Source organism: Enterococcus sp. AZ109 (assembly GCF_051714625.1).
In the GTDB taxonomy this organism is placed as follows: domain Bacteria; phylum Bacillota; class Bacilli; order Lactobacillales; family Enterococcaceae; genus Enterococcus_A.
This window is the reverse complement of record NZ_JBIOSF010000001.1, coordinates 805,793-828,448: the sequence shown is the minus strand read 5'-3', so window position 1 is coordinate 828,448 and position 22,656 is coordinate 805,793. Positions and strand designations below refer to the sequence as shown.

Annotated in this window: 19 protein-coding genes and 1 tRNA gene; 16 read left to right on the top strand and 4 right to left on the bottom strand. The window is 39.0% G+C overall.

The features are described 5' to 3' along the window. The first annotated feature begins 174 nt into the window (after nucleotides 1-174). Together IGI42_RS03990 and IGI42_RS03985 are read left to right on the top strand one after the other, a co-directional pair. Nucleotides 175-1,662 carry a helix-turn-helix domain-containing protein gene (locus IGI42_RS03990; RefSeq protein ID WP_438714412.1) on the top strand — a complete coding sequence of 496 codons (1,488 nt, stop codon included), beginning with the start codon at nucleotides 175-177 and terminating at the stop codon, nucleotides 1,660-1,662. Then, entirely contained in the window at nucleotides 1,659-2,990 is a 1,332-nt protein-coding gene (locus IGI42_RS03985; RefSeq protein ID WP_438714410.1) for an FAD-dependent oxidoreductase, read from the top strand. The genes IGI42_RS03990 and IGI42_RS03985 overlap by 4 nt, the downstream gene beginning before the upstream one ends. Nucleotides 2,991-3,001: 11 nt before the next feature. Here IGI42_RS03985 and IGI42_RS03980 read toward each other — a convergent pair whose 3' ends face one another. After that, nucleotides 3,002-4,363: an HD domain-containing protein gene (locus IGI42_RS03980; protein WP_438714409.1), complete on the bottom strand. Its 1,362-nt coding sequence runs from the start codon at nucleotides 4,361-4,363 to the stop codon at nucleotides 3,002-3,004. Beyond that, nucleotides 4,356-5,165, bottom strand: a complete 810-nt coding sequence (locus tag IGI42_RS03975) for a lipoate--protein ligase family protein (protein ID WP_438714408.1) — start codon at nucleotides 5,163-5,165, stop codon at nucleotides 4,356-4,358. Before IGI42_RS03975 ends, IGI42_RS03980 begins: the two co-directional genes overlap by 8 nt. Nucleotides 5,166-5,304: 139 nt before the next feature. On the opposite strand from IGI42_RS03975, the gene IGI42_RS03970 reads away from it, so the two are divergent. Next, entirely contained in the window at nucleotides 5,305-5,739 is a 435-nt protein-coding gene (locus tag IGI42_RS03970) for a DUF1934 domain-containing protein (protein ID WP_438714406.1), read from the top strand. Between the two features lie 72 nt (nucleotides 5,740-5,811). Beyond that, nucleotides 5,812-6,411: a DNA-directed RNA polymerase subunit delta gene (gene rpoE, locus IGI42_RS03965; protein ID WP_438714404.1), complete on the top strand. Its 600-nt coding sequence runs from the start codon at nucleotides 5,812-5,814 to the stop codon at nucleotides 6,409-6,411. 152 nt (nucleotides 6,412-6,563) lie between these two features. On the opposite strand, the gene IGI42_RS03960 is transcribed toward rpoE, so the two are convergent. Next, nucleotides 6,564-6,635, bottom strand: a tRNA-Arg gene (locus IGI42_RS03960). A 53-nt stretch (nucleotides 6,636-6,688) separates the two neighbouring features. On the opposite strand from IGI42_RS03960, the gene rpoN reads away from it, so the two are divergent. From rpoN to eno, 6 genes are all read left to right on the top strand, one after another. Next, entirely contained in the window at nucleotides 6,689-7,990 is a 1,302-nt protein-coding gene (gene rpoN / locus IGI42_RS03955) for an RNA polymerase factor sigma-54 (RefSeq protein ID WP_438714402.1), read from the top strand. Nucleotides 7,991-8,162: 172 nt separating this feature from the next. Further along, the gene (locus IGI42_RS03950; protein WP_438714400.1) at nucleotides 8,163-9,200 is read left to right on the top strand and encodes a sugar-binding transcriptional regulator; all 1,038 of its coding nucleotides are present in this window, start codon (nucleotides 8,163-8,165) and stop codon (nucleotides 9,198-9,200) included. A 39-nt stretch (nucleotides 9,201-9,239) separates the two neighbouring features. Continuing rightward, complete coding sequence (gap, locus tag IGI42_RS03945; RefSeq protein WP_438714399.1) at nucleotides 9,240-10,241, top strand: type I glyceraldehyde-3-phosphate dehydrogenase; 1,002 nt, start codon at nucleotides 9,240-9,242, stop codon at nucleotides 10,239-10,241. 174 nt (nucleotides 10,242-10,415) lie between these two features. After that, nucleotides 10,416-11,606: a phosphoglycerate kinase gene (locus IGI42_RS03940; protein ID WP_438714398.1), complete on the top strand. Its 1,191-nt coding sequence runs from the start codon at nucleotides 10,416-10,418 to the stop codon at nucleotides 11,604-11,606. A gap of 86 nt (nucleotides 11,607-11,692) precedes the next feature. After that, nucleotides 11,693-12,448, top strand: coding sequence for a triose-phosphate isomerase (gene tpiA / locus IGI42_RS03935; protein ID WP_438714397.1), 756 nt, complete (start codon nucleotides 11,693-11,695; stop codon nucleotides 12,446-12,448). Nucleotides 12,449-12,558: 110 nt separating this feature from the next. Beyond that, nucleotides 12,559-13,872, top strand: a complete 1,314-nt coding sequence (eno, locus tag IGI42_RS03930) for a phosphopyruvate hydratase (protein ID WP_438714396.1) — start codon at nucleotides 12,559-12,561, stop codon at nucleotides 13,870-13,872. Nucleotides 13,873-14,011: 139 nt separating this feature from the next. Here eno and IGI42_RS03925 read toward each other — a convergent pair whose 3' ends face one another. Beyond that, nucleotides 14,012-14,674: a GAP family protein gene (locus IGI42_RS03925; RefSeq protein WP_438714395.1), complete on the bottom strand. Its 663-nt coding sequence runs from the start codon at nucleotides 14,672-14,674 to the stop codon at nucleotides 14,012-14,014. A 210-nt stretch (nucleotides 14,675-14,884) separates the two neighbouring features. Here IGI42_RS03925 and IGI42_RS03920 point away from each other — a divergent pair, with 210 nt between their 5' ends. The 6 genes from IGI42_RS03920 to rho all read left to right on the top strand — a co-directional run bounded on the left by IGI42_RS03920 (nucleotide 14,885) and on the right by rho (nucleotide 22,582). Beyond that, complete coding sequence (locus IGI42_RS03920; RefSeq protein WP_438714394.1) at nucleotides 14,885-15,337, top strand: YueI family protein; 453 nt, start codon at nucleotides 14,885-14,887, stop codon at nucleotides 15,335-15,337. A gap of 187 nt (nucleotides 15,338-15,524) precedes the next feature. Beyond that, entirely contained in the window at nucleotides 15,525-17,135 is a 1,611-nt protein-coding gene (locus tag IGI42_RS03915) for a CTP synthase (protein WP_438714392.1), read from the top strand. Between the two features lie 188 nt (nucleotides 17,136-17,323). Beyond that, complete coding sequence (locus IGI42_RS03910) at nucleotides 17,324-18,193, top strand: class II fructose-bisphosphate aldolase (protein ID WP_438714391.1); 870 nt, start codon at nucleotides 17,324-17,326, stop codon at nucleotides 18,191-18,193. Nucleotides 18,194-18,611: 418 nt separating this feature from the next. Further along, entirely contained in the window at nucleotides 18,612-19,748 is a 1,137-nt protein-coding gene (locus IGI42_RS03905) for a DUF6287 domain-containing protein (RefSeq protein ID WP_438714390.1), read from the top strand. A 270-nt stretch (nucleotides 19,749-20,018) separates the two neighbouring features. Next, nucleotides 20,019-21,290, top strand: coding sequence for a UDP-N-acetylglucosamine 1-carboxyvinyltransferase (locus IGI42_RS03900; protein WP_438714388.1), 1,272 nt, complete (start codon nucleotides 20,019-20,021; stop codon nucleotides 21,288-21,290). After that, the gene (rho, locus tag IGI42_RS03895; RefSeq protein ID WP_438714387.1) at nucleotides 21,287-22,582 is read left to right on the top strand and encodes a transcription termination factor Rho; all 1,296 of its coding nucleotides are present in this window, start codon (nucleotides 21,287-21,289) and stop codon (nucleotides 22,580-22,582) included. Before IGI42_RS03900 ends, rho begins: the two co-directional genes overlap by 4 nt. The last annotated feature ends 74 nt before the right edge of the window (nucleotides 22,583-22,656 follow it).

Below are 22,656 nucleotides of genomic sequence, written 5' to 3'. Positions count from 1 at the left end.
AATAAATTAATTTATAGAAAAATATTATAATGCTGATATTGTAAGTTTACAGAAGAAGAAAGAACTAAACTTTTATAATTATATGAGTCTTCAATGAAGTTGTTAGTTGTAAAAGTACACATAATTTGTAATATTTTATTTTCTCATCTATCCTTAATTTAGGAGGTGGAGAAAATGAACATTCATCATTTACTAGATCGTTCTGACGATTTGCAAATAAGAATTATTCGTAATCTCTATCGTAGCGGCGGAATAGGCACGAAAGGGGAACTTATGCAGGAATTCCAAGTTTCTCTACCAACTTTGTATAAATACCTTGATGAAATTAATGCCTCTCTTGAAGCGCAAAATGGCAAGTTGCGTATTTTTTTCGAAGGTCCATCGCTGTCATTGAAATTGGCACCAGAGTTTACCATTCATGAATTGGTGATTGATCGGTTAAAAGAGTCAATCAAGTATCAACTATTGGTGGAGCATTTAGATGGCTTAAAAAAAGAGATCACTTATTTTACTCAAAAATTTCAAATCAGCCGGGCTTCCTTCTTTAGAAAAATCAAAGAATTGAACGAAATATTAGCTGAATTCAAGTTAACACTTGAAAATGGAGAGGTACAAGGAGATGAGCTACAGGTTCGCTATTTCTATTTTCAATTGTTGTGGTATACAGAATCTCGAATTACGTCTGATATTGAACTTTCTATGCGGCGCATGGTAATTGAACATTTAGAGTCTACCTTTCAAAAACGTTTCCCAGAAGATATTCAACGAAAAATTGCTCTTTATTTAGAAATTTTTAGCAGGCGACGAAAAAAGCAGGAGCAATTTCAAATTCTAATTTCTGAAGAAGAAGAAAAAACGATCTCCCCAGTTGTATTAAGGCAAGTAAAGGAAGCCTTAGCAATTTATACTGAGCGTTATGCGATCACGATTGAGACATTTGAATTAAAGAGTTTCTACTTTTTTTTGTGCAACATTAATATTTTTTCAGCAACTGATGATGTGAGCTACTATATATACGAGAAAAACTTTCAGGAACAAACACCGATCATTCAAATGAATGATATTATTTTTGATTATTTAAATGAACATGAATTCTTTAGTCAAAAAAAGAATCCTGGGTTATGGTTAGAGATTACTATTTTCCTTTTTCGCATCCACTTTAATGTTTTTATGTATTCAGGTTGGTTTGAGGAATACTACGAGCACGCAGCTACAGCAGGAGAAGGAATTCCTGAAATGGATTTTTATCAGCCTCATGCCGAAGAAATGGCTAAAAGAGTTCAGAAATTTGCAAAAAAATATCGGAAGGCACTGATTCCGGAGTATGTTCTGTTCGGTGTTTATATGGATATTTTATTATTGATATCCAGGAGAAATGTCCGAGAGATCGTTGTCGGCTTATCATTTTCCTTTAATCGTGTCAGTAATAGGGCGAACAAATTACTTCTAATTGAAGCGCTGAATAGTAATTATCCAGTGGAATTTGAAGACTATGTCTCAGGGAAATTTTATAATTTAGTTATTAGTGATCATAAACTAGAAAAGGATGAATTAGTAGAGAACTATTATGTGATTTCTGAAATAGGCAACGAATATGACATTTCCGCTTTAAAAGAAATCCTGGAAAAATTGGCACACGAGACGGGAGGATATGAGCAATGATTGTGATTATTGGCGGATCTTTTGCAGGGGTTCAAGCAGCGCTAGAACTCAGACGATTGGATAAAAAGCAAAGAATTGTTATTTTTGAGAAAGAGAAATATCTCGGCTACGTACCGAATGGATTAAATGAGTTGCTCAAGGGAAATATAAAAAAACTAGAAGAAGCCATCTTATATGACCTATCAGAATTAAAAAGCAACCAAATCGAGGTACATTTGTCAAGTGAGTGCACGTTCGTTGACCCAGTGAATAAGCAAGTAACTATTCTTAAAGAGGGACATGAAATGGATATACGCTATCACCAACTGATTGTAGCAATCGGCTCAATTCAACGCCCTTTATCTTTAGAAAGAGAAACTAATCTTGTCTATCAGACTAAGACATTAGCGGATGCTCAGCGGACTTTCGATAAATTACAAAAAGACGTTTCATCAGTGGCCGTTTTAGGAGGAGGAATTATAGGAGTGGAACTAGCCTCTGCACTGAGACAGTTCAATCCCAGATTAGAAATTACTATTCTAGAAAAATTTGATTATTTGTTGGAATTGGCAGTCGATAGGGTTATTTCGGATGCTATCGTGGAAAAACTTTATAATGAAAATATTCAGCTGTATACAGGAATTGATTTTGAATCAATTCAAGAAGACAAAAGCAGTACCTGCATAAAAACCAATCAAGGAACTTTTGAAAGCGATATGATTATCAAGGCTCCTAACTTGGAACCAAATCATAGAATGTTAGAAGGTGTTATAGCCTTAGACATTGATGGAAGCAGCATTGTCAATCAAGGATTTCAAGCAGTAGAATCACTTTATGTATTAGGAGATTTATTAAGACTGAAGCTAATGCCAATCAAAGAAAAATTTTACATGCCATTGATTAATAACTCTGTACGCACTGCATTAGTAGTCGCTAATCATATAGGAGGAAAAAACGAGCTAACCTTTGAAAGCACGAAAACGAATGTATTTGCAGCGTTTGGTCTAACGGTTGTTCGAAGTGGGGCACAAAAACGAAATGAGCGTTTTACTTTCTACAATATTGATAAATGCAGTGGTGTCTACTGCCTGCCGGATGAAAACCGTTCTAACTTGTATGTCGTAATTTTTGTGCGTGAGGATACTCATGAAATTCTAGGCATTCAGGCAGCGAGTGAAGTAGATATTAGTTGCTTTGCCGATCTTTTTTCAATCATTATTAGAGGAAAGCTGTCAGTAGAAGAGTTAGCTACGCACGACTTTTTTTTTCATGCTGCATATCCTTCCAAAGTGACTCATTTTTTAAACGAATTAGCTTTAGATTATTTAGACAAGCAGAAAGAACACTAGTACAATTTGTACTAGCGTTCCATATTTATCAGTTTGCCGTTGCGAATATAATTGGAAAATTCTGTGTAGTCATCATCGAATAAATTCGCATTATCTGGATTGATTTGAGTCATTTCTTTAGGAAAATAAAAGCGGGCATCACCTTGTCCTTGCCCAGCTAAAGCTGCAACCAGCTGACTCGCTTGTGATAATTCAACTAATGTGCCATCAGATTGTATAATCTCAATTTGTGTCCGATGCCGTCCCATTTCTGGTCGATAAAAATCATATGGAAGATCGTAGCTGGAATTTATGGCAGTGTAATAGTTTGCGTTGAATCCAACTTTTTCAACCAGTTCTCGCATTTTTATAAGTAGCGGATTGTCTGAGGAATCAACAGCCACTGACTTTAACGGTTTGCGATTTAGAAAACGCTGGGCTAGGTCACTAAGGATAACATCTTTTTCATCAATCCATTGAGCGAAATAGGTATTCAAAACGCCATCATCTAGTTTTAGATAGTCTTCTAATGTAAAAGCTTGGTTTAAGAACGGTAGCAATAATTGTGAATGATAGGCGAAGATTTCGGGATCTTCTTGGCTTAATTCATGGGCTCGATCTAACAAATGCTCCAAGATTACTTCCATCCCACGTGAAACGCTATGGAAGTATACCTGTACGTACATTTGGTAACGACTGACAATATAGTCTTCCACCGCATGCATTCCATTCATGGAAAAAGCAATCCCTCCCTTATAAGGGCGAATGACCCGTAAAATACGTGTTAAATCGAATGTCCCGTACTCGGTGCCGGTATAGTAGGCATCACGCAATAAGTAATCCATTCGGTCGGCATCAATTTGGCTGGAAATCATCTGGACTACTTGCGGGTTGCTGTATTTTTTTGTGATAACGCTGGCGACTTTTTCGGGAAAGCCTTCCTCCACATTGTTCAAGATTTGAAAGACCTCAGTTTCTGGTGAAGTAATGATGGCAACGGTCAGTGCTTCGTGGTCTGTATGGAAAATGTGCTCAAAGGTATGGGAATATGGCCCATGTCCGATATCGTGGAGTAAAGCGGCACAAAGTGCAACCAAACGGTGGGAATCATCCCAACCATCGTCACCTAGTTTTTCAATCGGATAATTTCGTTTAAAAATATCACAGATCCGTCGGGTTATCTCATAAACTCCTAGTGAATGGGAAAAACGACTGTGTTCAGCTCCGTGAAAGGTATAAGATGAAGTTCCCAGTTGTTTAATCCGACGTAGACGCTGAACCTCACGTGAATTTATTAAATCCAAAATAACCCGATGTTGTACGTGGATATAATTATGTACTGGGTCGCGAAATACTTTTTCCATGGGTAATAATTGATGTTTATAGCTAGTCATAGAAATCCTCCTGAATACCAATATTGCGCTGGTACATATTTTTTAGCCGTTGCTGGTATTCCTCTGTTGTGTAAAACTCTGATAAACGGTCGGTTTCGTTAGTAAAAGGGATATTTTGTAACAACTCTTCCTTAACTTCAGCAATTGATAAAATTTTATCGAAGGCATCAGAAAGAGTGGTCATACTCGTAGGATTTACTGCAGGATAACCCAATGTTCCGAACGCTTCTTCTAAGCCAGCTTGGTAAAATGAACGGACGAGCTCTCCGCGATAGTTTTGATTGCCTGAAACACTGAGGTACATCATAATTGCAACGCCTTCTTTTACTCGACGTTGGGCGATTCCGGCGATTTTTTTATTGTTAATAGAAAGATCAAATTTCCCTGGGCAATAAGAATCGACTACTTCGCCAGCAGTAATATTTGCCTGAGCATAGCTGGTACGATTCAGCCAATCTAACATTTTTTGATACCCATCGTCAATTGATAAAGGATGGATAGATTGCTTTGGTAGAATTAAAGAGATATTTAAAATACCCGAGTCACTTACCACTCCCAGTCCCCCGGCGTTGCGTAGCAAGGGGGAATAGTTGGCCTCTCGAATAGCTTGGAGACCCTGCTTTAAGTAGGTCACTCGACTGTCCTTCATCCCTAAAATAAGCGTTTGAGATAGCTGCCAAAAATGGATAATCGGCTGATTCTCTTCGCCAGCATAAGTTGTTAATATATCAGTTAGCGCAAATGGACTAAAGTGATCCTTGTGGGGAATCATTCCTTGGTCAAAAAGCATGGCAGTTTTCATCAAATCTTCCTTTCAAACAATATCTAGTAATAGTATAAACAAAAAAGTTGGTTTCGCGTAGTCCAAGCAACTAAATAAAGTAAGTAGTTGACAAAAAAATTAAAACCATGAAAAATAGGGGTGAAAGGGGCGAGACTCAGTGAATATTAATGGAGGAACTCCAGCCAAGATAAAATTGCAAACGAAAGTGATCCAAAATAATGAAATCGAGGAATTCGTGTTTGACTTGTCAGGACAAGTAGTTAAAATGGGTAGTACCTTATACATTCGCTATAAGGAAGAGCAACCAGACGGTAGTGAGGTGCCTGTAACTATGAAAATCACACCTGACTCTCATGTACAATTGATTCGCTCAGGTGATATGCGCTTGCGGATGAAATTCGGTTATCGTGAGGAAATTGAAACCAGCTACAAAACACCTTATGGAATGTTCGTGATTACTACAGATACCCACAAACTACATGTCAGTTTAAAAGACCGACCATTTTCAGGTATTATTACAATCGATTACTCCCTTGCAATGCATGGTGAAAAAGTAGGAGATTATAATTTAGTCTTAGAATTTACTACTTAAATAAAGAAAGGTTTGCTTTTTAGTCAGTGATTTTGTATGATAAGGAGTAGACTTTGAAAGGACGTGTCATACTTGGAACTTAGTGTTTTTGATGGTTTAATTAAAGATGAATTATCAATGATTGAAGTGGCACACGCAATCCTGGAAGAACGCGGCGAGGTAATGGATTTTTCTGATTTAGTGAATCAAATCCAAACATATCTTGGCAAGTCAGACAGCGAGATTCGTGATGCATTAGCCCAATTTTATACCGATCTAAATATTGATGGAAGCTTCATTTCACTTGGAGATAATCGTTGGGGATTGCGTTCATGGTACGCTATCGACTCAATAGATGAAGAAGTAAATCATGGATTAGATGAAGAAGATGAAGAAACACCGCGTCGTAAAAAACGTAAAAGAGTTAATGCCTTTATTAATGGTGATGACGATGCGATCGATTACAATGATGACGACCCAGAGGATACGGATCTAATCGACGAAGATGATGATGAAGACATTGTTGACGACGATGACGACGATGATGAAATCGCAGCATACAACTCTGATCTGCAAGAGATTGGTGCTGATGAGAACACGGATGATGAAGAAGTTGTTCCAGGTGGAATCGAAGATGATCTAAGCGTAATTGATGATGATGATTTTGAAGATGACGATGAAGATGAAGAGTAGGCTTAAATTGCCTGCTCTTTTTTTTGTGGAAAATACAAAAAAGGGCATCCTAGACCTCAAATAATTTTTTGAGAACTAAGATGCCTAACTGCTTTAAAACAGCATTTTGTAAAATTGCCAAATCTAATGTATACTTAAAACTGCTTACAAGACGCGCCCTGAGGGAATCGAACCCCCGTCTCAAGAACCGGAATCTTACGTGATATCCACTACACTAAGGGCGCAGCAACGATTATTAGTTTAGCATATTATCTAAAAATTACAAGGGGAAATTATTATGAAGTTTCAACAAGGTTATTCGCAAGCGCAACAACAGACACAAAAGCTGGCCATGACACAAAAACTTCAACAAGCCATTCAAATGCTGCAATACAATACTGAAGAGCTGCGGGACTATGTTGAGACAGTTTCTTTAGAGAATCCACTGATTGAAGTTGTGGCGCCAAAAATCCGCAGTGATCTGACCATGATGGGAAATCGTACAGAAAAAACGGATTTTATTGGGCAAATTCCTGACCAGCATGAGTCGCTATTTGAATATCTGATTAATCAAATTCACCTAAATTATCGGGATACCTTTTTGCGCAAGCTCATGTTGGTATTGGTAGAATATGTTGATATTAATGGTTATTTGAAGATAGATGAAGATGAAATTAAGTTAGAGATGGGTGCGACTGATATTCAGCTCCTGGATGCTTTGACACTATTGCAACAGCTGGATCCTCCCGGTGTTGGAGCTAGAGATTTGCAAGAATGCTTGATGTTGCAGACTGAGCGAGACGACTATGCACCAGATTTAGCTTATTTGCTTTTGGAGGAGGCCTTCGACAAGATCGCCAATCATCGTTTTGAACAAATCGGTAAAGAATATAATTTAACGATGGTACAGGTACAAGAAATCATTGACTATATTCGTTCGTTAAATCCATTTCCTGGTGCTGGCTTTGGTGAAAGTGTCCCAGATTTTATTATTCCAGACTTGAGTTTAATTCGCAAAGAAGATCAGTTGGAGGTTCTTTCTAATAAAAGAGGTCAGCTGAAGCTGAACTTCAATGAAAGCTACTTTATGCGCTTAGAACAGCAGGCGGATGCGGAGACAAAAGAGTACTTAAAGGAAAAATTCCAGCAGTATGAGTGGTTAAAACGGACCATTGGGCAAAGAAAAGATACGATCTTGGAAGTGGGCAAACTTATTGTAAAATATCAAAGACCGTTCTTTTTAGATAAAAAAGGAGCATTGAAACCACTAATGCTAAAAGATATTGCTAAAGAACTTGAAGTTCACGAGTCTACAATTAGTCGTGCTGTCAATGGCAAGTATATTGAAACTGATTTTGGTGTTTTTGAGTTAAGAAGTTTCTTTGTCAACAAAATTAGTGACGAGGATACATCAGCGGATGAAGTGAAACAGTTAATAAAAAAATTTATTGACGAAGAAAATAAAAACAAACCGCTATCCGATCAAAAAATAGCGGATATGCTGAAAACGAATGGGCAAAAAGTGTCCCGAAGGACGGTGGCTAAGTACCGCGAAGCATTAGGGATTGCCAGTTCATCAAAAAGAAGACGATTTGACTAAGCCAAGAAAAAAATCTTGGCTTTTCCCTTGCTTGTTAGGCGGAAAACTGGTAGTATTTGTATTGTAAGGTTTTTGAGATTGAAGAAATCAACTTTAGAACTTACTTTTTTTTACTATTCATGGGTCGCTAAAAGTCTATGAGGGACTTAAGGAGTCCAATGGAGGGAACCCTTTGTTATCAGAAATCAGAGTTCTTGAAGCAATTGCCCCTGATGTGTTAAATACGGTAAAGCGAAGATATCGTGTCATGCAAAATATCTTCTGGATGCAGCCAATTGGGCGCAGAAATCTTGCGGATTCATTAAGTTTGACAGAACGTGTGTTGCGAGGTGAAACAGATTTCTTAAGAGATCAACGTCTAATCGAAACAACTAAAAGCGGCATGTCGTTAACTGAACGCGGGAAAGAAATCTTGCAGCAACTTGATCTGCTAATGGATCAATTTACCGGAATGGATCAATTGGAAAAGCATTTAGCTTCCATGTTTAACATTGATCGGTGTCTCATCGTCTCTGGAGATAGTGATGAACAGCCGAAAGTAATTGGAGATTTTGGGGAACTCGTTAATGAAGCCTTACATCGCCGACTACCTGATGGCAGAAATGTTATTGCGGTTATGGGCGGTACGACAATGGCTGAGATTGCTAAGCATATTACGCCGCTTGAGACAAACAATCGCAAGAATTTGTTTGTGCCTGCACGAGGAGGAATTGGGGAATCTGTTTCCATCCAAGCTAATTCAGTTAGTGCCGTTATGGCTGCTAATGCAAAAGGCAATCACCGAGTATTGTATGTACCAGAACAGCTAAGTCAAGAAGCCTATCATACATTGTTGAAGGAACCATCTATTATGGATGTTCTTGCAACAATCAAACAAGCGAACTGTATTGTTCATAGTATAGGACGAGCATTGCATATGGCAGGCAGGCGTAAAATGCTGGAAGAAGAGATTGTTTCTCTAAGACAACATAAAGCAGTAGCAGAATCTTTTGGCTATTTTTTTGACGAAAGTGGTCAGATCGTCTTTCGTGCTTCCCGCATCGGATTGACGTTGGAGGATGTACAGAAGATTCCAATTGTTTTAGCGGTTGCTGGAGGAAAATCGAAAGCCAAAGCAATTATGGCTTACATGAAAAATGCACCAAAACAAACGTGGTTCATCACTGATGAAGCTGCAGCAAAAGAGATTTTAAAAGGGAGACCCCTTTAAAATAAATATTTTTCTAATTCCATAAGGAGGAATTTTTAAATGACAGTAAAAGTTGGAATTAACGGATTTGGACGTATTGGGCGCTTAGCTTTCCGTCGTATTCAAAATGTAGAGGGACTAGAAGTAGTTGCGATCAACGATTTAACAGATGCTAAAATGTTAGCTCACTTGTTAAAATATGATACAACTCAAGGCCGCTTCGATGGAACAGTTGAAGTTCACGAAGGATCATTTGACGTTAACGGTAAAGAAGTGAAAGTTACTTCACATCGTAACCCTGAAGAAATCCCTTGGGGCGATCTAGGCGTAGATATCGTTCTTGAAAGTACTGGATTCTTCACTTCTAAAGAAAAAGCTGAATTACACTTAAAAGGTGGCGCTAAACGCGTTATCATTACTGCTCCTGGTGGAAGCGACGTTCCAACAATCGTTTACAACACTAACCATGAGATCTTAACTGGTAAAGAAACAGTTATCTCAGGTGCTTCATGTACAACTAACTGTTTAGCTCCTATGGCTAAAACATTGAATGACAAATTTGGTATCATTGAAGGAATCATGACAACTATCCATGCTTACACAGGTGACCAAATGACTCTTGATGGACCTCATCCTAAAGGTGACTTCCGTCGTGCACGTGCAGCTGCAGCGAACATCGTACCTAACTCAACTGGTGCGGCTAAAGCAATCGGTGTAGTAATTCCTGAATTAAATGGCAAATTAGATGGCGCTGCTCAGCGTGTTCCTGTTGCAACTGGTTCATTAACTGAATTAGTAACAGTTCTTGACACACAAGTAACTGCTGATGAAATCAATGCAGCTATGGAAGCAGCAGCTAACGAATCTTACGGTTACAACACAGACGAAATCGTTTCTTCTGATATCGTTGGTATGACTTACGGTTCATTATTTGATGCTACTCAAACGAAAGTTATGACTGTTGGCGACAAACAATTAGTTAAAACTGTTGCTTGGTACGATAATGAAATGTCATACACTGCACAATTAGTTCGTACTTTAGCATACTTTGCTAGCTTATAAGATCTAAACATTGTCTGAAAAAGGCGGGGAAGCAACGCGCTTCTCCGTTTTTTTAATAGGCATGGAACTTTATAAATTAACTTTACAGCCTTTCTCACAGGCTATCATTACCCTTTCTAAGCAAAGAGGTATATACTATACAGGTGTCAAAAAAATATTGGGAGGTCTTCTTTCATGGCAAAAATGACTGTCAAAGATATTGATTTAAAAGATAAAAAAGTCCTAGTACGGGTAGACTTTAATGTTCCTTTGAAAGATGGCGTGATCGGCGATGATACTCGTATCAAAGCAGCACTGCCTACTATTAACTACGTAATTGACAACGGCGGGAAAGCAATCTTGTTCTCTCACCTTGGACGTGTGAAAACTGAAGAAGATAAAGCTGGCAAATCTTTAGCACCAGTTGCTAAACGTTTAGGCGAATTGTTAGGTAAAGAAGTAACTTTTGTGCCTGAAACGCGCGGCGCTGATTTGGAAGCGGCTATCAGCAACATGAAAGATGGCGATATAGTTGTCTTCGAAAACACTCGTTTTGAAGATATCGACGGTAAAAAAGAAAGCGGCAATGACGCTGACCTTGGCAAATATTGGGCTTCTTTGGGCGACGTATTTGTTAACGATGCATTTGGTACTGCTCACCGTGCTCATGCTTCAAACGTTGGGATTGCTTCAACAGGTATTCCTACTGTTGCTGGCTTCTTAATGGAAAAAGAAATCAAATTTATTGGCGAAGCGGTTGAAGAACCAAAACGTCCTATGATCGCAATTTTGGGTGGAGCGAAAGTTTCTGATAAAATCGGCGTAATCAAAAACTTGATTCCTAAAGCTGACAAAATCTTGATCGGCGGCGGCATGACTTATACCTTCTACAAAGCTAAAGGTATGGAAATCGGAAACTCTCTAGTTGAAGCTGACAAAGTTGAATTAGCGAAAGAATTAATCGAAGCAGCTGGTGACAAATTAGTTTTACCTGTTGATTCAATTACCGCAACTGAGTTCTCTAACGATGTACCAACTGAAGAACACGAAGGCGCTGTTCCTGAAGGCCAAATGGGTCTTGACATTGGACCTGAATCCATTGCTTTATTCGCTGAAACCTTAAAAGGCGCGAAAACAGTTGTATGGAATGGACCAATGGGCGTATTCGAAATGAGCAACTTTGCTCGCGGAACAATCGGTGTTTGCGAAGCAATTGCGAACTTAGAAGGCGCAACTACTATCATCGGCGGCGGCGACTCTGCAGCGGCAGCAGAACAATTAGGTTTTGCTGACAAATTCACCCACATTTCAACTGGTGGCGGTGCAAGTCTTGAATTGTTAGAAGGTAAAGAATTACCTGGACTAGCTGCAATCAACGACAAATAATTATTTTTGTGGGGAATGAGGCGGCTTAGTCGCTTTGTTCCTGGCAGAGAATTAGTATTTTAATACGAAAAGGAGTGCTACATTACATGCGTAAACCTATTATCGCCGGAAACTGGAAAATGAACCTGACTGCCTCTGAAGCAAAAGACTTTGCTGAAGCAGTGAAAAACAAAATTCCTGCAAACGATCAAGTGGATTCAGTGATTGGATCACCTGCTTTGTTCTTGCAAGAATTAGTTGAAGCTGCTAAAGGAACTGAATTGAAGATTTCTGCACAAAACTGCTACTGGGAAAATGCTGGTGCTTTCACTGGTGAAACATCTCCAGCTGCCTTAGCTGATCTTGGTGTGGAATATGTAATCATCGGCCATTCAGAACGTCGTGAATACTTCCACGAAACAGACGAAGAAATCAACAAAAAAGCTAAAGCAATCTTTGCTAATGGCATGCTTCCAATCCTTTGCTGCGGCGAATCTTTGGAAACTTACGAAGCAAACAAAACAGCGGAATGGATCGAAGGCCAAATCAAAGCTGGCTTGGACGGCTTAACAGCTGAACAAGTATCAAGCATGGTTATTGCTTACGAACCGATCTGGGCAATCGGAACTGGTAAATCAGCCGATGCACAAATCGCTGACGAAATTTGCGGCGTTGTTCGTTCAACTGTTGAAGGCATTTATGGTAAAGAAGTTTCTGAAGCAGTTCGTATTCAATACGGCGGTTCAGTGAAACCTGAAAACATTGCTGAATACATGGCGAAAGAAAATGTTGATGGTGCTTTAGTTGGCGGAGCCAGCTTAAAACCTGATTCTTTCTTAGCTTTACTTGAAGGTGCAAAATAAATTCGTCATTTAAGACAATTTTGATTGCAACTAAGGTCATTTTTGACTAATATTGGTTATGAGGGTTTAATACCCTATTAATAAAACAAAACTCAAAGGAGAGACAAAACATGTCAATTATTTCAGATGTTTACGCTCGCGAAGTCCTAGACTCACGTGGTAACCCAACAATCGAAGTAGAAGTTTACACAGAAAGCGGCGCATTCGGCCGTGGAATGGTTCCTTCAGGTGCTTCAACTGGTGAATACGAAGCTGTTGAATTACGTGATGGCGACAAAGCTCGTTACGGCGGCAAAGGTGTTACTAAAGCTGTTGACAACGTAAACAACATCATCGCTGAAGCTATCATTGGATACGATGTTCGCGACCAAGCGGCTATCGACCATGCAATGATCGAATTAGACGGCACACCTAACAAAGGTAAATTAGGTGCCAACGCAATTCTTGGTGTATCTATCGCCGTTGCTCGCGCAGCTGCTGATTACCTAGAAGTGCCATTGTACAACTACCTTGGCGGCTTCAACACAAAAGTTTTGCCTACTCCTATGATGAATATCATCAACGGTGGCTCACATGCTGACAACTCTATTGATTTCCAAGAGTTCATGATCATGCCTGTAGGCGCACCTACATTTAAAGAAGCGCTACGTTACGGCGCAGAAGTATTCCACGCTTTGGCTTCAATCTTGAAATCAAAAGGCTTGGCTACATCTGTTGGTGACGAAGGCGGATTCGCTCCTAACCTTGGTTCTAACGAAGAAGGCTTTGAAGTAATTATCGAAGCAATCGAAAAAGCTGGCTATGTACCTGGTAAAGACATCGTTCTTGCTATGGATGCTGCTTCTTCAGAATTCTACGACAAAGAAAAAGGTGTTTACGTTTTAGCTGATTCAGGCGAAGGCGAAAAAACAACTGACGAAATGATCGCATTCTACGAAGAATTAGTTTCTAAATACCCAATCATCTCAATCGAAGATGGCCTAGACGAAAACGACTGGGATGGTACTAAGAAATTAACTGAAGTTTTAGGCGACAAAGTTCAATTAGTTGGTGACGACTTGTTCGTTACAAACACTGAAAAATTAGCTGAAGGTATCGAAAAAGGCGTTGGCAACTCAATCCTTATCAAAGTTAACCAAATCGGTACTTTGACTGAAACTTTCGATGCAATCGAAATGGCTAAAAAAGCTAGCTACACTGCAGTTGTATCTCACCGTTCTGGTGAAACAGAAGATTCAACAATCTCTGACATCGCAGTTGCAACTAACGCTGGCCAAATCAAAACTGGTTCTCTTTCACGTACTGACCGTATTGCAAAATACAATCAATTACTACGTATCGAAGACCAACTTGGCGATGTAGCTGAATACCAAGGAATCAAATCTTTCTACAACTTAAAAAACAACCCATTTATCGGTAAATAATATTTATTGATAACTACAAGTTTTAGGCTTGCGTATCTATTTAGATACGCAAGTCTTTTTTTGTGGAAATGGGAAATAACGTTAGTAGAAAGTTTATACAGCATGGCAACTAGTATCTATGTTCAAAACTTGATTTTGTTTAGATTGTAAAAGCATGAATTCCATATAGCGACAGCGCTCCAGCGATCAACACTAACAATGGGGGCATTAAATATTTTAAAACCCAGTGGATTAATTGGTTAAATTTAGTATAGAAAATCGTCAGTTTGTCTTCGAAGTAAATCGAAAAAATATAAATCAGCAATAATGGTGCTACATAAATTAGGTTATAAACAGCTAGTAGTAAGGCAACCGCGGTAAAAGGTAGCTGGTAAGACACAAGCAAGCCTAAGAAAGCAAAGTAAGGAAGTGCACTGGTTAATTCTAAGATACAAGCTAAGACTCCTAAGAAGAACAATTTTGTGCTGTTCAAATTGGTCACTTTCTTCTCTTCTTGCTTCTCGCTCTCTTTTTTCCTGAAAACAAAGTAAAGAATAGCAAGAGCAGCTAAAATAGCTGCACTAGGTAAAAACAGCGGAAATTGCTGAACAAATTGCTGATAAAATCTTAGGAATAGCTGATTGATTCCTTGGTAAAAAAGTAGGCCAGCTAAAAAGTTAGTCAAACCAATTCCGACAATAAAGCTACGAATATCCTTTTTCTTTTTGCTTAGGGCTTGAAAAGACAGCTGTTGCGCAATTGCAACAGGATTTAAGCTATCTAAAGCACTGGTAACAAAGGTCATACTTAAAATGGCAAACATATTTCTTCCTCCTAATAGCACGTGAGTATTCTGCCGACAAACAAAAAAAGAGCATCTTAACTGCACCACAATGGCCTAAGTGCAGGTAAAATACTCTTGTGTCCGGCGACACGCATTTGTTCTATTTCTTAGAACTATAGCAAATTTTTTCTAAGAAGGCAAACTTTTTGCTATACTGAGTATACGAAGAAAAAATGAGGAAGTGAAAAAATGGCACAGGACAACTTACAAAAGCATTTAGATGCGGGGCGCTATGGGTCACCGAAAATCAATCCGGATGAACAAAAAGAGTATTTGGGAACTTTTCGCGAGCGTTGTTTATTAAGCATGACCATTAAAGAAATGCGAGACAAAGATAATGAAGCGGGCTTGTTAATGGAAATACAGAAAGAACCAACTGCACGATTATTGATTAATGGGGCAATATCCACTTCCTTACAGCAGCGATATATGAGTATCGCTACAAAGCATAATATAGATTTTACCATTGTAAACGATGCAGTGGCTGATAATGATTCGAAAATTGGCTTGTTGGTGGTAGCTGATTATGCGGTCAATATACCAGAGATCGATGTTAAAAAAAAATACCCTGATTTGCAAAAAAATGCTGAAAGTGAGAAACCAAAAGAGAAATCTGGCTTTTGGAATCGTTTGTTTAAATAAGAAATTCTTTAGCAAGTCTTTTAAGGTGTTGACTTTTGCTGTCAGAGTGGGTATTATACTGCTTGGGCACCCTTTTAAGAGGGGTCAGAAGTTTAGTAAATTTTCGCTCCCTATTCATTTGGATAGGGAGCTTTTCTTTATTTTCTAGGCTTTTCCTGCAAACTACAATGAAGGAGTTTTTTCATTTATGACAAAGTATATTTTTGTAACTGGCGGCGTTGTTTCTTCTATCGGTAAAGGGATCGTAGCAGCTTCACTTGGTCGCTTGTTGAAGAACCGTGGGTTAAAAGTAACGATTCAAAAATTTGATCCTTACATCAACGTAGACCCAGGTACGATGAGTCCATACCAACATGGGGAGGTTTTTGTTACCGATGATGGTGCGGAAACTGATTTGGACTTGGGACACTATGAACGTTTCATTGATATCAATTTGAATCAATACTCCAACGTAACGACAGGAAAAATCTATTCAGAAGTTATTCGTAAAGAACGCAAAGGCGAATACTTAGGTGCAACGGTTCAAGTAATTCCGCATATTACCAACGAAATCAAATCGAAAATTATGCGGGCAGCAAGTATGACAGATTCAGATGTAATTATCACTGAAGTCGGCGGAACGGTAGGAGATATCGAATCTTTACCATTTTTAGAAGCTTTGCGCCAAATGAAGGCAGATGTGGGAGCCGATAATGTAATGTATATTCACACTACGTTGATTCCTTACTTGAAGGCTGCTGGTGAAATGAAAACTAAACCCACGCAACACAGCGTAAAAGAATTACGTGGTTTAGGGATTCAGCCGAATATCTTAGTTGTGCGGACTGAATTACCTGTTTCTCAAGGAACAAAAAATAAGCTGGCACAATTTTGTGACGTGGCACCAGAAGCAGTGATCGAATCTCGTGACGTAGAAACATTGTATTCAATTCCTTTGGCACTACAAGCGCAAGGCATGGATCAATTTGTATTGGATCACTTGAAACTTGAAGCGCCAGAAGCGGATATGTCTGAATGGCGTGCGTTGGAAGAAAAAGTACTAAACTTGAAGAAGAAAACTAAAATTGCACTAGTTGGTAAATATGTTGAATTGCCAGATGCGTATATCTCAGTAGTAGAAGCGTTGAAACATTCTGGTTTTGCTTTTGATTCAGATATTGAAATCAACTGGATTAAATCACAAGAGTTAACGAAAGAAAATGTTGAAGAACAATTAAGTGATGCTGATGGTATTTTAGTACCTGGTGGTTTTGGTGATCGTGGAATAGAAGGGAAAATCGAAGCAATTCGTTATGCTCGCGAAAATGATATTCCTTTCCTTGGTATTTGTTTAGGTATGCAAATGGCTTGTGTTGAATTTGGCCGTAATGTTGCTGGTTTAGCAGATGCGAATTCTGCTGAAACAGTTCCAGATACGCCAAACAACATTATCGATTTAATGGCTGATCAAGAAAATATTGAGAATCTGGGTGGTACACTGCGCTTAGGCTTGTATCCTTGCAAATTGAAAAAAGGTACTAAGACAGCAGCTGCGTATGACAACGTAGAAGTGATTCAGGAACGTCATCGCCATCGCTATGAATTCAACAACGGTTACCGTCAATTGTTTGAAGACAACGGCATGGTATTCTCAGGGGTTTCACCAGACAATCGTTTGGTAGAAATCGTGGAATTGCCAGAGAAGAAATTCTTTGTGGGTTGCCAATTCCACCCTGAATTAATTTCTCGTCCAAATCGTCCACAACCATTGATCAAAGCGTTTGTGGGAGCGTCATTAAAAAACAAAGAAGAAAAGTAAGGATTAGACTGAAATAGCGATGGCTATTTCAGTCTTTTCTACTAAAAAAAGGCAAAGTCGTAAGAATTCTTGAATGTAAAGGCTTTTAAAGATGGATAGTAGTAGCAATGTGGGGCAATCTTTGTTAAAATTAAGTCGTTAGTTAAGACGATGTCTTAGCCAAAAAGAATACTTAGGAGGAATTTTTTATGCCAGTAGTATCAGGAGCTGAATTTTTAAAAGCTGCACGTCAAGGCGGTTACGCAGTCGGCGGATTTAACACAAATAACTTAGAGTGGACGCAAGCAATCTTGCGCGCGGCTGAAGCGAAAAAAGCACCCGTTCTAATCCAAACTTCAATGGGCGCTGCTAAATACATGGGCGGCTACAAAGTTGCTAAAGATATTGTCTGCAACTTAGTAGAATCTATGAACATCACTGTTCCAGTTGCAATCCATTTAGACCATGGTTCTTACGAAGCAGCTTTAGAATGTATCGAAGTTGGCTACACTTCAGTTATGTTTGATGGTTCTCATTTACCATTTGAAGAAAACTTGAAATTAGCTAAAGACGTTGTAGAAAAAGCTCACGCTAAAGGCGTTTCAGTTGAATGTGAAGTAGGTTCAATTGGTGGAGAAGAAGATGGAATCATCGGTGCTGGCGAATTAGCTGACATTGACGAATGTGTACAAATGGTTGGCACTGGTATCGACTACCTTGCATGTGGTATCGGTAATATTCATGGCGTATACCCTGAAAACTGGAAAGGTCTAGCATTCGACCACTTACAAGCAATTGCTGATGCTGTAGGTTCTGATGTACCATTAGTCTTACATGGTGGATCTGGTATTCCTCAAGAACAAATCCAAAAGGCTATTTCAATGGGTGTTTCTAAAGTAAACGTAAATACTGAATTCCAATTGTCATTTGCTAAAGCGACTCGTGAATATATCGAAGCTGGCAAAGATAAAGAAGGAAAAGGATTTGACCCTCGTAAATTGTTAGCACCAGGTGTTGCAGCAATCGTTAAAGATGCTGAAGAACACATTGACTGGTTCGGTTCAGCAAACAAAGGTTAATCAACTAGTTAAGTATAGCTAATCAAGGGCTGCCAATAGTGGTAGTCCTTTTTTATATTGTGGAAAAGATAAGTTTTCATCATTATAAAGTCTATTAAAGTAATGCAAGTGGTGTTCGATTTCCTGAATCGAGGCTTTCAACGCTAAGAAAAATTGAAGAAACTTGAGGAGTAGCTAGCCAAAGTTGAGCAGATTTGCGAAGACTTTCTCAAAGTGAAAAAGTATCACAATTTAGCAAAGACTATATTAGAAAAATTGTGTTCTTAAGTTGTACTTTTTGATTGTTGGATTTTTTATAAAAAATGGATTAAGGGACAAATTTGTATTAATATATAAGGTATAAGGAATGTTTTCAATAAAGAATTAAAAATGGTTGTTGGTTAGCTAAGGAGTAAAAATTTGGTTTAGGGAGGCTTATATGAAAAGTATGAAAAAAGTTTTTATAGTAAGTTGTTTGTTGGTTTCTTTAGGTGTTATTAGTGGGTGTAATAATCCAGATAACACTGAGGTTGATAATTCCGCATCTAATACAAATGTCACTACTGAAACATCTTCAGCTGAACGTAAAAAAGAGACTAAGCGCTCTGATGATACAGAATCTGAGACAATGGATTTGACTAGGATTCAAAATGGCGACTATTCAAGTTTATTGGGGGAATGGGAAGAAGTAGCAATATCCTTAAATCGCCATGATGGGAACGGAAATGTTTGGGTACCAAGTCAACAAACACAGCTTTTGATTTCGAAAGATCAACTCTCCAATGGTTCTATGACAATGCAAGGAAATACCTTAAATGACGGAGAAGACAAGACACTAACTTTTTCTGAAGAAGCGGGCTGTTTAATGGCGGATACTAGCGAGGGTGCGATTGCCTGGAATCTTTACTTTTATCCGAAAGGTGTTGTAATGTCTGGTTGGGGCGAGGATGTGCCTGAGGCGATTGATTCGTCAAAAGATAGAATCGCTATCAGAACCAGTAACAACAGCTATTTACAAGTTTTTCAAAGGAATAGCTCAAACACTGCAGAAAATCAAACGATCTCCTCTGAGTCTGCAAAAACTAATGAGTCCACTGAACCAGCTGAGCAGCCCAAAGCACAGTTAAGCATGAACCTTAATGAAATCGCTGTAGGAAATTTTACAAGTATTAGTGGGACTTGGCAGAACGGGCTGGGACAAACAATTGTTGTAGGAAATCAGACAATGGAATTTAGCGATATTACTGCACTTCAAAATCCTGCAACAATTTCAGGCCTAAAATTAACGGTCCCTGAATGGGATTCTGCGGATGGGACGCCTAACATGGTTCCGTATATCGGTCACGATAATATGATTGCAGAGTATGATCAACAATTGGTAATTAGCAACTTAAATGGAATTCTTTCTTTTAGAAGTGAACTTCCAGGTGCAGCCCTATATATTTCCTTCTTACCAAAAGGAATAATGGGTGATATACAAGGCGGTTACAATGAAAACGAAAAAATCGTTGCCTTGGGCACCCAAAACAATCCGACAGCAGTCCAAGAGTCGTATGTTTATTATAAAGTGGAATAATTTTCATTGAATAGGGACCCTCAGATTTTTTGTCTGAGGGTTTTCAAGTAGGCTAACTGACACAGCTTAATGAAATCTGGTGGTGGACCGCTTTTTTGTTAACCGTATGGATCAATAATCTCGGTTTTATCTAAAAAAGTAATTTGATAAGTCGCATTTTGTTACATAAGAGTATGAATTTGTGATACTGACTTTTTTACTGAAGGAATATGTGCTAGAATGAAAGTTGGTCTACATGTAAAGTGTAAATAACTTAATAGGTGAATATAAATGAAAAAAATTGAAATTAAAGGCGGCAAGCCGCTACAAGGTGAAATAACTATCAGTGGTGCTAAGAATAGCGCAGTTGCATTAATCCCAGCAGCAATCATGGCGGATTCTCCCGTTGTTTTAGAAGGGGTACCAGACATACAAGATGTCCATTCATTGATTGAGATTTTGGAGATCATGGGGGCAAAAGTAAAATTTGAAGACAATCGTATGGAAATTGATCCTAGTAAAATTGTGTCAATTCCAATGCCTAGCGGGAAAATTAATTCCTTGCGTGCTTCTTACTATTTCATGGGAGCTCTATTAGGCAAGTTTGGGGAAGCTGTCGTTGGTCTGCCAGGCGGCTGTTTTTTAGGTCCGCGTCCGATTGATTTGCATATTAAAGGATTTGAAAGCTTAGGTGCCGACGTTTCAAATGAACATGGGGTTATCTATCTGCGTACAGAAGAAGATGGCTTAAGAGGCGATCGTATCTTTATGGATGTCGTTTCAATTGGTGCTACAATTAATGTAATGTTAGCAGCAGTCAAAGCCAAAGGTAAAACCATTATTGAAAATGCTGCTCGGGAACCAGAAATTATTGATGTGGCTACTTTATTAAACAATATGGGTGCAAAGATTCGTGGAGCAGGTACAGATGAAATTCGAATTGAAGGCGTAGACGAGTTGCATGGCTGTGTCCATTCAATTATTCCTGACCGGATCGAAGCAGGCACCTATCTATCATTGGCCGCTTCTTTGGGACAAGGTATTACGATTAACAACGTAATCTATGAGCATATCGAAAGCTTTATTGCTAAATTAGAAGAAATGGGCGTGAAAATGAACATTTCTGAAGACAGCATTGAAGTATTACCTTCAGAAAACTTAAAGGCCGTGGATATTACAACCTCTCCTTATCCAGGTTTTGCGACAGATTTGCAGCAACCAATTACACCGTTACTTCTAACAGCAAACGGCACCGCTGAAATTATGGATACGATCTATTCCAAACGGATTAACCATATCCCAGAACTCGTGAGAATGGGTGCTAACGCAAAGGTTGAAGGCAATATGATTGTACTAAGCGGACCAAGCAAATTGCATGGTGCTGAGGTTGTGGCGTCTGATCTACGTGCAGGTGCTTGCTTGGTAATTGCTGGATTGATGGCTGAAGGAACTACGACTATCTACAATGTCGAGTACATTTTGCGGGGATACGATCATATTATTGAAAAGCTAACCGCATTGGGCGCAACAATTGAAATGATTGAGGAAGAGGAAAAAGCATGAGCGATTATTTAACAATGGCTGAACTTGAGAACAAAACGCTGAAGGAAATTTATACTTATGCGCGGGACTTCAAGATTCCATACTACAGCCAAATGAACAAAAAAGAGCTTGCTCTGGCGGTGATACGAGCGCAAGCAGAAAAGCAAGGTTTCTTTTATATGGAGGGTGTCTTAGACATTGTCGGACAAGATGGCTACGGGTTCTTGCGTCCGATTAATTATGGACCAAGTGCAGAAGACATCTATATATCCTCCTCTCAAATTCGCCGTTTTGGTTTGCGAAATGGTGATATGGTGGCAGGTAAGGCGCGTCCACCGAAAGAATCAGAACGTTATTATGGTTTAATGCATGTGGAAAGTGTAAATGGCAAAGATCCAGAAGATGCGAAAGAGCGTCCGCATTTTCCAGCATTAACTGCCTTGTATCCAGAGAAACAAATGGTTTTAGAAACAACTCCTGGCCGTTTATCAACGCGGATGATCGATATCTTTTCTCCTGTCGGTTTTGGCCAACGTGGTTTGATTGTAGCACCTCCAAAGGCCGGAAAAACTTCTATTATTAAGGAAATCGCAAACGGAATTACAGATAATTATCCCGAGGTAGAATTGATTGTTCTATTGGTGGATGAAAGACCTGAAGAAGTCACTGACCTTGAACGCAGTGTCAAAGGGGATGTTGTGTATTCAACGTTTGATCAGCAACCGCAAAATCATACACGAGTTTCAGAATTAGTTTTGGAACGGGCAATGCGCTTGGTTGAGGATAAGCGTGATGTTGTAATCTTAATGGATAGTATCACTCGACTTGCACGGGCATACAATTTAGTTGTACCACCAAGCGGACGGACACTAAGCGGTGGGATTGATCCTGCGGCTTTATACAAACCTAAAAAATTCTTTGGAGCCGCTCGTAATATTGAAGAAGGCGGCAGCTTAACTATTTTAGCTACAGCTTTAGTTGATACTGGCAGCCGTATGGACGATGTCATTTACGAAGAATTCAAGGGTACGGGGAACTTGGAGCTACAACTTTCTCGCGATTTATCGGAGCGCCGGATTTTCCCTGCGATCGATATTAAAAAATCAGGTACTCGTAAAGAAGAGTTGTTAATGGCACCAGAAAAACTAGAAGAAATATGGAAGATTCGCAAAAATATGGTGGGTGACTCGTTGGAATACACGAATCAGTTTATTACCTTCTTGAAGAAGACAAGAAACAATCAAGCCTTTTTCGATGCCTTTAAAGATGTTTCTTTCGGTAGTCGAACTCCGCGAAAAAATCTAAAAAGATAATTGCATTCATGAATCTTTCATGATAGTATATACCTGTTGCGTATTGCAAACAAACTCTGATTCAGCAAATGTTT

Excerpts from the sequence above, each read along its gene's own strand:
- rho (WP_438714387.1), top strand. The coding sequence starts at position 21,287 with ATGAGCGATTATTTAACAATGGCTGAACTTGAGAACAAAACGCTGAAG.
- IGI42_RS03975 (WP_438714408.1), bottom strand. The coding sequence starts at position 5,165 with ATGAAAACTGCCATGCTTTTTGACCAAGGAATGATTCCCCACAAGGAT.
- IGI42_RS03990 (WP_438714412.1), top strand. The coding sequence starts at position 175 with ATGAACATTCATCATTTACTAGATCGTTCTGACGATTTGCAAATAAGA.
- tpiA (WP_438714397.1), top strand. The coding sequence starts at position 11,693 with ATGCGTAAACCTATTATCGCCGGAAACTGGAAAATGAACCTGACTGCC.
- IGI42_RS03980 (WP_438714409.1), bottom strand. The coding sequence starts at position 4,363 with ATGACTAGCTATAAACATCAATTATTACCCATGGAAAAAGTATTTCGC.
- IGI42_RS03940 (WP_438714398.1), top strand. The coding sequence starts at position 10,416 with ATGGCAAAAATGACTGTCAAAGATATTGATTTAAAAGATAAAAAAGTC.
- eno (WP_438714396.1), top strand. The coding sequence starts at position 12,559 with ATGTCAATTATTTCAGATGTTTACGCTCGCGAAGTCCTAGACTCACGT.
- IGI42_RS03905 (WP_438714390.1), top strand. The coding sequence starts at position 18,612 with ATGAAAAGTATGAAAAAAGTTTTTATAGTAAGTTGTTTGTTGGTTTCT.
- IGI42_RS03925 (WP_438714395.1), bottom strand. The coding sequence starts at position 14,674 with ATGTTTGCCATTTTAAGTATGACCTTTGTTACCAGTGCTTTAGATAGC.
- IGI42_RS03915 (WP_438714392.1), top strand. The coding sequence starts at position 15,525 with ATGACAAAGTATATTTTTGTAACTGGCGGCGTTGTTTCTTCTATCGGT.
- IGI42_RS03900 (WP_438714388.1), top strand. The coding sequence starts at position 20,019 with ATGAAAAAAATTGAAATTAAAGGCGGCAAGCCGCTACAAGGTGAAATA.
- IGI42_RS03910 (WP_438714391.1), top strand. The coding sequence starts at position 17,324 with ATGCCAGTAGTATCAGGAGCTGAATTTTTAAAAGCTGCACGTCAAGGC.
- rpoN (WP_438714402.1), top strand. The coding sequence starts at position 6,689 with ATGAAGTTTCAACAAGGTTATTCGCAAGCGCAACAACAGACACAAAAG.
- IGI42_RS03985 (WP_438714410.1), top strand. The coding sequence starts at position 1,659 with ATGATTGTGATTATTGGCGGATCTTTTGCAGGGGTTCAAGCAGCGCTA.
- IGI42_RS03920 (WP_438714394.1), top strand. The coding sequence starts at position 14,885 with ATGGCACAGGACAACTTACAAAAGCATTTAGATGCGGGGCGCTATGGG.
- gap (WP_438714399.1), top strand. The coding sequence starts at position 9,240 with ATGACAGTAAAAGTTGGAATTAACGGATTTGGACGTATTGGGCGCTTA.